Below are 12,076 nucleotides of genomic sequence, written 5' to 3' on the forward strand. Positions count from 1 at the left end.
CCACCGAGCAGTGGTGCGGAATCCCCCCACGAAAGCCAAAAGAATTATACCATATTTTAACTACAAGTTCAACCGTTTTTAGACCTTGACACAAGAAGCCAATCTGTATCACCGCCTTAAAAGACGGGGGTTTAGATTGGAAGATTTTGATAATTGCTATACACTTATTGTCCTGCTGAAGTTGTGTTGGCTCATTAATTATACCTGTTTGTGAGGGTGTGTCGATCCAAAAGGTGAGATTGAGGTTCCGGGAAATCTGCTTGACATGCTACCTGTGAGTCGTTAAAATATATCAAATCCCAACGTTTTTCGCAATGTCTGTTAACAATACTGTAGTTTGGACAATTTGTTTTTGCTTCATGCGTCACTATCACAAGCTTGCTGAATATTAGGCGATTTACTTTTTTGAGCATTTGTCGCAGAAAATAGTCGTCTGGTAATTAAAGCGCGTAGATAGCGGACCATCAATCCGCGTGTCAACTTCTTAGGTCGATACCAATCAATACCCAATTGCTGACACACCCGCTCGACGGTTATTGGCTGGCTTGTGTTAGCAATGATGGTAAAGACCAATTGGGTCAGACAAACAGCGACAAAACTGAGTTGTACCCATCGACTGATGCTTTTTTTGGATTTGACCCGATATTGGTCAAACCCGAAGTGTTGTTTAACGTCGCGAAAAGCGGTCTCAATGGTCCATCTTTTCTGATAATATCGGACAATCTGAGCTACCTCCAGATTCAAGTCAGTGGTGTACACACAGAAGTATCGAAACGACTTCGCTTTTTTGGGTCGGGTTCGTATCACCACTAGACGCACCGGCTGTGGACACATTTTCGTAAGTGCTTCTACCGATGCGATGGCATACCGTTTGTTGTCAATGTCAATCGTTGCATACCGTAGATATGGCAGGTGTAAGCGTTTGCCATACTTCTTGGGGCGTCCCCGTTTGGGACACTTAGCCACATCAGCCAATCGATAGAAGACCGCATTGGACTTGGCACGACACAACAGATGATGCCCGGCTTTCAGCACACAGGCAAACACTTTGCGCCGATTGAACCCCCGGTCAAAGATAATCAGTCCACGGGGAATGTGCGTGCATATCCGCTTCAGAACAGCGTTGCTGCTATCTCGCTTTGTCTTGGGACATATCAGGTTCACCCAAACGGGAAACAGTATCGTCTCCGTAACCGTGCTACAAAGCAACCCCAATGCGCCAAACTGATGTCCTGAGTGAAACTTCGATTGATTTCTGTTGCGCTTGTGGTAACGATGATTTCTAAAAAAGTGAAGTCCAAATTGCTTGTCTGATGTCTTTATCGCTTGGGTCTCATCGTAAACGTAGACCCAGTTGGCAAAGCACCCTTGCAGCAACTTAATCAGATGTTTAGCAACCACATCGGCGTCCCACTTGCCACGAGAGAGGAACTTCACCAAAGAGTGGTAGCCGCTTTGCGGTCGAACTGCTTGATAAATCTCAGTCACTGTCGCACTGCGGGGGGCAGTGATAAACCCTACAATAAATGTGATAAACAGGGTGAAACTTTGACTGTTGAATAACGGACGAAAATCGGTTAAAATACTCGCGAGGCAGAATATGAGGTGCATTAACTTCTCCTTTCAAAATTGTGATAGGTTTCTGAAAGGATAACCTCTTTTCTGCCTCTTGGCACTTAAAATTGTCTAAACTTTAGTAACAATAACTGAGTGAGAGGAGTTTCATTATATGCCGACATACGAATATAAATGCCTGGATTGTGGTATCCAATTTGATCGGTTTCAAAGTATCACCGAAGATCCCATCCAGGAGTGTCCCGAATGTTCAGGTCAGACCAAGCGGTTAATTGGTGCCGGTGCCGGGCTGATTTTTAAGGGTTCCGGCTTCTACATCACAGACTATCGCAGTGAGGGGTACAAGGAGAGCGCGAAAAAAGACAAAGACTCGTCAGCGAGCGGAGACGGGGATAGCAAAAGTGGCGATAGCAAAAGCGGGGACAGCAAGAGCAGCGATTCTAAACCTAGCAAGACGGAGAGCAGTAACACTTCCAAATCGACTTCAGATGCAAGCGCTTGAGAGATAATTAATAGGCGATTCCGCCCCGATAAGATTGGGATTCCAAGCAACATTTCGTGCGGAACTACCCACCGGCGCAATTGGCACCTTGCGATAGGCAACGCTCTCGCTGTAGATGATTTTCAGATAGTTTGACCGTTTCCATTCGCCGAAAGGGGATAGCATGGCCCACACGCATCACCATCATGACCACGCACACCATCACCATGATGAAAAGGAAGATGGACATCAACACGGTCATCAACATCGCCTACAGGGAAAATTTCGATTCGCAGTCCTGCTGACAACTTTTGTGCTCGTTATCGAAGTAGTAGGCGGGATTTTATCGAATAGTTTGGCGTTGTTGAGCGATGCGGCGCATGTTTTCTCCGATTCCTTGTCGCTGATTATGAGTTGGCTGGCTATCTATCTATCAACTCGCCCGGCAACTAGCTCACGCACCTATGGCTATCACCGGACAGAGGTGTTCGCTGCGTTCATCAACGGGGTTTCACTGATTGCGATCTCTGGATGGATATTTTACGAAGCGGTCCACAGGTTTATCGAACCTGAACCCGTTAAGAGCAAAGAGATGCTCATCGTGGCGATTATCGGATTTATCGCGAATATGGTCATTGTCTGGCTATTTCACGGTGAGGGACATACGAGCCTCAATGTGCGGAGTGCGGTGCTTCATGTCATTGGAGATGCGCTCGCTTCCGTCGGCGTCATCGTGGGCGGTGCGATAATATTTTGGACGAGTTGGTTCATTGTTGATCCAATTCTGAGCTGCGGTATTGGTCTGGTGGTCTTGATCGGTGCTGTCAGGGTAACGAAGGAAGCGGTTCACATCTTATTGGAAGGGTCTCCGAAACATGCGGATGCCCACAAAGTGGCGGCGTGCATCAGTGCTATTGATTCGGTCGAGGATGTCCATGACATGCACATATGGTCTTTATGCTCTAATTATTTGGCGTTGAGCACGCATGTGTCGATCGCTGAGGACGCAAGCAAATCGTCGCACGAGTTGCGGCAGGAGATTAACGACAAGCTACAAACGCAATTTGGTATTTTCCACACGACAATTCAGATTGAACAGCCCGGTTGCTCCCACGAGGGCAATCTACTGTGTAACGCACCCCATCACTGATTCAACAATCCCTCACGATTATTTCGGAATTTCACACCTGAATCGTTCATTCCAGTTTTGACCATCAATTAACCCATATTTTTAGCACCTAATATGACCGGGGCAGATTTAACTCGTGGGTAGCAAGATAAGCGAGCACGAGGTTATTGTTGACCGGCGCGACTTGATAGAGCCGCGTTTCCCGAAATTTGCGCTCCACATCGTATTCATCAACAAAACCGTAGCCGCCGTGCGTGTCGAGACAGATGTTGGCTGCCTGCCAACTCGCCTCAGAGGCGAGCAGTTTTGCCATATTTGCTTCTGCTCCACAGGAGGCATTGGTATCGAAGAGCCAAGCGGCTTTGTAGCGAACCAGATCTGCTGCGACTGTCGCTGCATAGGCGCGGACGATGGGGAACTGCACGCCTTGGTTGCGACCGATCGGAGCGTCAAAGACCTCGCGCTCACGGGCGTAGGTGCTCGCGCGATCAACGAACCAGTAGCTATCACCGATGGCTTCCGCTGCTAGCAGGATACGTTCGGCGTTCCAGCCGTCAATAACGTATCGGAAGCCGCGCCCTGCCTCGCCGATCAGACTATCAAGCGGCAGCCGTAGATCGCGGAACCAGACTTGGTAGGTTGCGTAGTTGAACATGGTGCGGACCGGCTGCACTTCTAATGCTTCCTCTTGGCGACGAGCATCGCGTAAATCGATCAGGAATAGGCTGAGTCCGTCCGTCCGCTTGTCGACGGCTTCGCGGGGTGTTGTGCGTGCCAACAGGAGAAGTAGGTCTGATTGCTCGATGCGGCTGGTCCAGTTCTTGTGACCGTTGACGATGTATGTTGAGCTCTCACGCCGGGCAAAGGTGCGGATACTGGAGGTATCGGAGCCGGCTTCTGCTTCGGTGACCGAGAATGCTTGCAGTCGCAACTCCCCGCTGGCGATGGATGGCAGCCAACGCTGCTTCTGTGCATCGCTGCCGTGGCGAAGTAACGCGCCCATGAGATACATCTGCGCGTGAAACGCCGCCGAGTTTCCACCCGAACGATTGATCTCTTCCAAAACAACGCTTGCCTCTGTCACACCCAAGCCAAGCCCACCGTACTTTTCTGGGATCAGAAGCGAAAGAAAGCCAGCCTCTGTGAGCGCTTCGACGAAGGCTTGTGGATACGCACGCTCGTGGTCGGTCTCACGCCAGTAAGCATCGGGGAATTGAGCGCAGAAGTCGCGGATGCGCTCTCGGAGGGCTTCTTGTTCGGGTGAGGGTCGAAAATCCATCGTATATCCCTTTCTAGTCGGAGAACCGTCAACGTTCTGACAATCCTTGCGTTCCTAGTTTGTATCTTATCACACGCCCTGTGGAATTGCAAGATGGATCTCGGACTCATGAGAGGTTGTGGACTTCACGGATGGGTCGCGAGGAAAGGTGAGTCGGTGGTATTTGTTGAATTGGTAAGTGGAGATGGGCTATAATTCAGGGAGAACCGACGAGAGGGTTTCAAATTATGTGCAAACTGCTATCCCCCAACTGGCTATTTTGCTTTATACTTATGGCATTGCTGATTGTGTGCTCACAACCCATCCTGTCCGCGTCAGAAAGTCAATTGATACGATGGCCTCCAATTATTTGGCCAACGCTGACGGAAAACTTGATTGGTGAGGATGGAGGTAAGGTCATTAGGGTATATCTGCCGCCAAGCTACGAGTTTACCGAAAAACGCTATCCTGTCATCTATGTGCTACACGGATTCAACGGGACTTCAAAAAGCCTAACCCGGAAGATGAAATCGGCGATGGACCGTATGATCCTCAGTGAGGAGATTCAGGAAGCTATCGCTGTATTTGTTGATGGATCGAATCGGTTTGGCGGGAGTCAGTATCTTAGTTCTCCAACAATCGGTGATTATGAAACGTATATCAGGAGGGATTTAGTTAATTTCATTGATAAGCAGTACCGAACGATTCCCCATCGGGATAGTCGTGGCATTACAGGGTTTTCGATGGGCGCGTACGGTTCAATGCACCTCTCGCTTAAATACTCAGAGGTCTTTGGTGTGGTTGTTGCCCAAGCGGGTACTTATAAATTTGATGATGATTTGATAAAGTCTTTTACGGAGAAGGGCGGTGTTGCTATAACCCTCATGGAGCCGCTTAAACAGCTATCCGGGAACGAATTTTGGAATGCACTGGAAGGTTTAGCCAATTCTGATGCCTTACGGAGAGTTAGCTTACCCTTTCGTAACGGTCTTGCGTATTTAGCGGGGGTTGCCTCCAATCCTGACAAACCTCCTTGCTACCTAGATCTGCCATACAGATTAAAGGCGGGTATTCCCCCTTGGGAGCGTAACGAGGATGTTTGGAAACGGATTGTCGAGAATGATGCCATTCATGAAGTAGACCGATACTTCAACAGATTAAAGCGCAATCCGCAACGACCGGTGCGGTTGAATGGTATTAAGTTGGTCCATGGTCTTGAGGACGACACAGCATTGCCCAGACAGGCAGAAGCATTGGCTCAGAAGTTAACGGAGCTTGGTATCGACCATGAGTTTGTAACACATAGTGGTGGGCACACATTCATCGCGGAGGAGTCGCTGCGATTTATGGCGAAACATCTGGCTTTTGAACTACCACCCGCTAACGCAGATGGCTCTGGCACGGCTTCGGTTTCACCACATGCCGTTCCTGCATATAGCAGTGGCAATGAGATTGTAATTACCTATACCGCTGAGGAGCTGATACGCCGCGGTATCCTTACAGTTCACATTCCGTCAGGTTGGACACCGCCGCAGAATGTTCCAGGGCTTCCCGGATATACGACTGTAACATCAACCGGCATTATCGGCGATGTGACATTTACCAAGCAGAAGGTTCAGGTTGATATTCAGACCCTCATGCCCGCCGGCACGATCACGCTTATCTATGGGAATGGTGGATATGATTCAGGAGTAGCTGCACCGGCGAGTCAATTTTCAACCTTTATCACCAGTGTTGCTGCGACGTCGGATGGGACTTTGACGTTGATTGAACAGAGTCCGGTTATTGACGTTTACCTAGATCCATGGGATGTGAACGATGATGGGACTGTGGGAATCCTTGACTTGATCCTCGTAGCGTCTGAATTGGGACGGGTGATAGACGGGGTAGTTTTCGGTCAAAACCCGGACGTGAATCGGGATGGACTCGTGAACGTATCTGATTTGATTATTGTTGGGACTCATTTTGGAGATGCGATTGACAGTCCAGCAGCACCTGAGCGCGCCTCTGCTCCTGTATCGGCAACCATCAGATTCGAGAGTCCCCGGTTTGCGGGAAATCGCCTGCTGCTTGACCTGATGGTTGATACGAGTGTACCTCTTGCGGGTTACCACATCCGGGTAGCGCCGGCGGGACTTTTGAAGATAGATCCGGACAGAAGTGGGGATGATGTATTTCGTTTGGAGATGGGCGCTCAATCTGGAACGTTGGTGGGTACGAAAATTGGTGTGGGGCACCCGTGGCGTGGTCGGGTGCGACTCGGTACACTGGAATTAGACACGAACGGTTCCATAGATTCAGTGCAACCATCGAATTCCACGGTTTCTGTGGACGTAGCACATCTTGTTTCGGTAGACGGTCAGTCCCTCCGCGTTGATGTGGAGCCGTTCTTCATGGACAAACTGCGCCCTCACCGGACGGGCGTATTGCCTAACTATCCCAATCCGTTTAACCCGGAGACGTGGATTCCCTTCCAACTGCACAGGGAGGCACATGTTCGCATTACCATTTATGATGTTTTGGGTCGTGAGGTTCGGGGATTCGATTTGGGTTATTTGTCCGCCGGTTACTACACAACGCGCGAGCGCGCCGTGTATTGGGATGGTCGCAATAATATGAACGAGCGGGTTGCTAGTGGAACTTACTACTATAATCTGGAGGCGGGTGATTTTGTCGATACGCACCGGATGGTGGTCGTGAAATAATGCGAATTGCGATGTTGGGATATAACTTCTGCACCGGTGGGGCTATGTTGGTTCATTGGTTCATTGGACTGATGAACCGTATACATATTGCTCTGCTAGAGAGAAATGGGTGCAGCCCTATCGTATATAGATTGCGCTCCTTGGCTTCGCTGGGACGAGAATGGGGGAAATCGGGAGATGCAAGTGCCTATGGTTATCTTTATTGGCGAATCACAAATACGCCTTATATAAATATCAACAGAACCTAGTAACTTGGGTTAAAGTAACCGGGGGTTGGTAGGAGATATTACGCACAGCAATACGGTAATTAATCTGGGCCTTCCGTTACACTACTCAAAACTAATGGTGTTTTCGCCAATTCTGTGTCTAATATGCGAATATCCGCTGTCACCTTCTGTTCAGCGAGCCATGTTTTTCTGTGATCCTGCAGGGCTTCCCCGATAAGTTTGTCCTTAATTTCTTGGCTAGCCTCTGGATATGTTTTCTGGCGCGACGGTTGTTTTTTTAACAGTTGAGCGATAAGATAACCTTCAGTTGTGGGAATGGGTTGGCTAACTTCGTTAATTTCTAAGATCGCTATTGCCAGTTGAACTTTCGTATCGGCTGGAAGTGTCTGTGGTTCTGGGACAACCCGAAGAAACGGGTTATCGGGATAAGCCTCCTGAATTTCCTGAAAGGTTGCGCCTCTTTTCAATTGGGAGGCGATTTTTTCAGCAAGGGTCTTGGCTTCGGCTTGCAGATCTGCTGGATCGTCAGACTTGGAGAGGACCAGGATATACTGAAATTGGATCTGTGGGGGTTCAATAAAGTCGGATCGATGTTGTTCAAAATATTGGGGAGCCTCTTGATTGATTTGTTCTTCGTCAATACTGTTGCGAAATTGGCGGACGGTCAGTTCGTTCACAATTAAGGCGTTTTTCACGCGTTCTTCTACTTCCTGATATTCCAATCCCATTCGCTTCAGATCAACTAAGTACGATGCCTCGCTGCTATATAAAGATTTCAGTGCTTGAATTTCAGCGTCCACCTTTTTTCCCCAACTCCGGAGCAGCATGCCGATATCGTCTGCCTGCTGTAACATCAGTTTCTGCTCGATGAGCGTTTCTAAAACTGCGCGTCTGACTGCATTCGGGGGATTCTTAATTTCTTGAAAGGTTGGCTGATTTTCCTGTTCACGTAGGATTAGCGGATTGTTGATAACAGCGATAATAATTAGTTCGGTTTCCAGTTCGCGTAGCGTGATTGGCTGGTCGTTGACAACGGCAATCACGTAATCGAGGGTTCTTTCCCTGCTGAGTCCGTTTGACGGGATAACGATAAAAGCGAGGCAGAGCAAAATGTAGCATGTGATGTGTAATGTGTAGAACGGAGAACACAAAATGTCAGTGTGCTTCCCGTCTTCCTTTCTTTGACTTTCGGCTGAGCGTTCAAGCCCTTCCATCTCTGTCCTCCTACCCGTATTTGATCCTGACGGATGCTATCACTCATCCGATAGCAATTCCATAGTAGAATTATATTCGTTCAATACCTACCTGTCAATTAGAAGTTTTCACGGTTGATAGAATCAACTGGCTATGCTATCATATAAATCATGGTGCCGCCTGTTGTTCCGCAGGATCTATGTTGGTTCATTGGTTCGTTGAACCAAGGTTACGGCACGAGGGATCGTGCCTACTACTGTAGGGTTCATTGGCTGTGAGCGTTGGGTTTCACTCTCGTTATTCTTAAGAACGTAGCACTGAAGAGCAGAAACTTTACTGTCTTTGATAGTGAGATACTTTCAGCCGTTCAACCCAACCTACAATACTATCATACAGTGTAACGATTTCGGTTTGGAAGATAGTAGGACTTACGCAGTTGAACAATGAGGTGTTGTAGTTCAATGCTTCATCCCCAATGCGGGGAAACCAGATGCCCCGCCTACGATAAGCATGGAGTCTGAACATACCCCTTGATGCCCGATAAATCGGGCAACTACAATCTGAAGTGTGTAACTCCTAAGAGAGGTGGAAGATTGTGAAAGACGCTGGTCAGTCCATTTCAAGAGAACTGTTGGAAACACTAGATACAATTCAGCAGCGTGTACTTTGGTTGGCAACGCTTATTATTCACTATGCGAACAACCTTCGTCCCAGTCCAGATCAGACGAAGGTCGGTGGGCACCAAGCCTCTTCGGCGTCAATGGTTTCGATCATGACGGCACTCTACTTCCATTTTCTTCAAGCTGGAGACCGTGTCTCGGTTAAACCACACGCTTCGCCGGTTTTTCATGCGATCCACTACCTGCTGGGTCAGCTGCCCGAAAAATACCTGACGATGTTTCGTTCATTTGGGGGGCTGCAGGCGTATCCGAGTCGAACGAAAGATCCGGATGCAGTGGATTTTTCGACCGGCTCTGTGGGTCTGGGAGCGGTTGCGCCGGCTTTTGGTGCGTTAGCGCATCGGTATGCGTTGTCCCACTTCGGTCATGTGAGTTCGCGTCGTTTCGTGGGAGTGATCGGTGATGCTGAGTTGGATGAAGGCAATGTGTGGGAGGCGATCCTGGATCAAGCCCTCACCGGCATAGATAACCTATTGTGGATTGTTGACCTCAATCGCCAAAGCCTTGATCGAGTTGTGCCGGGCATTCGTGCGCGTCAACTTCAACGTCTATTTGAGGAGAGCGGTTGGCAGGTGCTCGAAGCGAAGTATGGTCGGCAGCTTCAGGAGCGCTTTGAACGACCAGGTGGCCCCGCCTTGCGTCAGCGGATCGACGAAATGAGCAATGAGGAATATCAGGCACTGATTCGTCTCCCCGGTGAGGAACTCCGCTCTCGGGTTGTTGATTGTGGGGGAGTTGATAACGCTGAAATCGCGTCAGTGATCCAGGACCTCCCAGATGAGACGCTGCCATCGGTGTTAAGTAACTTGGGTGGACACGATTTAGAGGAATTGCTCGCTGTACTGTCGCAGACTGAAGTGGAACCTGAACGACCTACGATTATCTTTGCTTACACGATTAAAGGCTGGGGCACACCTATCGCCGGGCATCCGCTGAATCATTCGATGCTCCTGAGTGAAGAACAGATAGCCGATTTACGGGATCGTTTGGGTATATCTGCTAACGACGAATGGGAACGATTTGATCCGGGGTCGCCCCCCGGTCAACTGTGTCTTGAAGTTGCCGATCGACTTTTTCCACCCAATCCTGAGCCACCGGTAACTCTGTCCGCAGATGATGTGCCGACAGCGCTTTCTCTTCCAACCCAAGGGTTCTTGAGTACACAGCAGTCTTTGGGGCGGTTGCTGATGCGTCTGGCGCGTGTGCCGAAGTTAGCAGATCGGATTGTCACGACTTCGCCGGATGTATCGGTGTCTACCAACCTGTCTGGGTGGATTATCAAGACGGGTGTGTTTACGCCGCAGGAATTGCCTGATTATGAGACCGAAGCGAACCAACTCCGAAGCTGGCGGCATGGGCCAAATGGGCAGCATATTGAGTTGGGAATTTCGGAGATGAATCTCTTTACGTTGCTGGGGATGCTCGGCTTGTCTGCTGAACTGTGTGGGCAGCATGTCATCCCGATTGGTACGGTCTACGATCCGTTTGTGTGCCGGGGGCTTGAAGCGCTCATTTATGCCCAGTATTCGGGGGCGAAGTTTATTTTCGCCGGGACACCGTCGGGTATCACGTTATCGCCGGAGGGAGGCGCGCATCAATCTACCGTTACGCCGTCACTCGGTGCGGAGATTCCTCGACTTGATGCTTACGAGCCTTGTTTCGCACAGGAGGTAGAGTGGATATTGTTAGAGGCGCTCCGCCAATGTTGTGACCGGGAGCAGGGTCGCTCGACCTACCTACGACTGTCCACCAAGCAGATTGATCAGCGGCTGCTCACGCCGGCGTTGGAGCGTCTGGGAGAAGATGAATTGCAGCGTCAGGTGCTAGCTGGCGGATACCGGTTGGAAGATTGGCGCAATGCGGATCCGGTTGTGCCAAGAGAGCGGTTAGTTCATATTGCAACAACCGGCGTCATGATTCCGGAAGCGATTGAGGCTGCGGCGATTCTTCGCGAGCAGCGGGTGGCTGCTAATGTGCTGAATATGACCAGTCCGCGCCGACTGTTTGAGGCGTGGCAGACGATGCAACGGTTTCCCGGATACCCACAAAGTGCAGGAGAGGTCACCACTCCGTTTGATTGGCTGATTCCAACTAACGAGCGGCATGCGCCAATTGTCACGGTTCACGATGGCGCTTCCCACGCTTTATCTTGGTTGGGGAGTGTCTATGGTGAGTTGGTTATCCCTCTTGGTGTAGATGAGTTTGGTCAATCGGGTGATCGTGCGGAACTCTACCGACATTTTGGAATTGATGCCGAGGGTATCGCTGCGGCGGCGTTAGCGGCATTAAGTCGATGTGGTATCTCTGTCTGATGCTACCGTATCGTTAGCGGGACGATGTTGGATTCGAGCGTTGCTGCCCCTCGAAACGAATCCATGAGGAGATAGGTTCCGTCCAGTTGGGCTGCCTCTCCGTGCCGCAAACCTTCAATCTCTTTCTCCAGATTGCGGATCATCCGCTCCTTCATGTCGTCAGGCATGACAGTGTCTGCTTGCACTAGCCGAATTTCGTTCTTTATCTTGAGAACCTCTGGCGGTTCAGGCGAAAAGATCTCCCGATAGACTTTCAACTCCATAAGCACCTGCAATGTATAATCACCGGGTCCTAGTCTGTAGTAGGACTTCAGGTCTTTCAAACTCGCCTTTCTTGTCTCTCCTGCCTTAAGTTCCGTTCCTTGGATGCAACTCACCACCCTGTCCTCCCACATCACGGTTTTGGTTTTCGCTGGAAATGTGATCGGTGGTTTGGGCGGGATAACTTGCCCCAAATTATTTTTGACCACCAATTTGGCGAACGCGCCCCTGCTTGTAACTGCCGCATACGGCAC

8 protein-coding genes are annotated in these 12,076 nt (G+C 49.7%); 4 read left to right on the plus strand and 4 right to left on the minus strand.

The window, feature by feature from the left end; translation table 11 throughout:
* Positions 1 to 357: 357 nt before the first annotated feature.
* Complete coding sequence (locus tag J4G02_13910; protein MCE2395669.1) at positions 358 to 1,611, minus strand: transposase; 1,254 nt, start codon at positions 1,609 to 1,611, stop codon at positions 358 to 360.
* Positions 1,612 to 1,729: 118 nt separating this feature from the next.
* On the opposite strand from J4G02_13910, the gene J4G02_13915 reads away from it, so the two are divergent.
* On the plus strand, positions 1,730 to 2,077 hold the full coding sequence (locus J4G02_13915; GenBank protein ID MCE2395670.1) for a zinc ribbon domain-containing protein: 348 nt from the start codon (positions 1,730 to 1,732) through the stop codon (positions 2,075 to 2,077).
* 163 nt (positions 2,078 to 2,240) lie between these two features.
* On the plus strand, positions 2,241 to 3,206 hold the full coding sequence (locus tag J4G02_13920) for a cation transporter (protein MCE2395671.1): 966 nt from the start codon (positions 2,241 to 2,243) through the stop codon (positions 3,204 to 3,206).
* Positions 3,207 to 3,294: 88 nt separating this feature from the next.
* On the opposite strand, the gene J4G02_13925 is transcribed toward J4G02_13920, so the two are convergent.
* A complete protein-coding gene (locus tag J4G02_13925) occupies positions 3,295 to 4,464 on the minus strand; it encodes an acyl-CoA/acyl-ACP dehydrogenase (protein MCE2395672.1) in 1,170 nt (389 codons plus the stop codon).
* A 326-nt stretch (positions 4,465 to 4,790) separates the two neighbouring features.
* Here J4G02_13925 and J4G02_13930 point away from each other — a divergent pair, with 326 nt between their 5' ends.
* On the plus strand, positions 4,791 to 7,148 hold the full coding sequence (locus J4G02_13930) for a hypothetical protein (protein ID MCE2395673.1): 2,358 nt from the start codon (positions 4,791 to 4,793) through the stop codon (positions 7,146 to 7,148).
* 307 nt (positions 7,149 to 7,455) lie between these two features.
* On the opposite strand, the gene J4G02_13935 is transcribed toward J4G02_13930, so the two are convergent.
* A complete protein-coding gene (locus J4G02_13935; protein ID MCE2395674.1) occupies positions 7,456 to 8,589 on the minus strand; it encodes a SurA N-terminal domain-containing protein in 1,134 nt (377 codons plus the stop codon).
* Between the two features lie 575 nt (positions 8,590 to 9,164).
* On the opposite strand from J4G02_13935, the gene J4G02_13940 reads away from it, so the two are divergent.
* Positions 9,165 to 11,561, plus strand: coding sequence for a pyruvate dehydrogenase (locus J4G02_13940; protein ID MCE2395675.1), 2,397 nt, complete (start codon positions 9,165 to 9,167; stop codon positions 11,559 to 11,561).
* 2 nt (positions 11,562 to 11,563) lie between these two features.
* Here J4G02_13940 and J4G02_13945 read toward each other — a convergent pair.
* Positions 11,564 to 12,076, minus strand: a 513-nt coding sequence (locus tag J4G02_13945) for a hypothetical protein (protein ID MCE2395676.1), incomplete at its 5' end; no start/stop codon positions are given.

The sequence above is a fragment of the Candidatus Poribacteria bacterium genome, from assembly GCA_021295755.1.
In the GTDB taxonomy this organism is placed as follows: Bacteria; Poribacteria; WGA-4E; order WGA-4E; family PCPOR2b; genus PCPOR2b.

Coding starts and splice junctions, on each gene's coding strand:
- J4G02_13910 (MCE2395669.1), bottom strand. CDS start 1,611: ATGCACCTCATATTCTGCCTCGCGAGTATTTTAACCGATTTTCGTCCG.
- J4G02_13915 (MCE2395670.1), top strand. CDS start 1,730: ATGCCGACATACGAATATAAATGCCTGGATTGTGGTATCCAATTTGAT.
- J4G02_13920 (MCE2395671.1), top strand. CDS start 2,241: ATGGCCCACACGCATCACCATCATGACCACGCACACCATCACCATGAT.
- J4G02_13925 (MCE2395672.1), bottom strand. CDS start 4,464: ATGGATTTTCGACCCTCACCCGAACAAGAAGCCCTCCGAGAGCGCATC.
- J4G02_13935 (MCE2395674.1), bottom strand. CDS start 8,589: ATGGAAGGGCTTGAACGCTCAGCCGAAAGTCAAAGAAAGGAAGACGGG.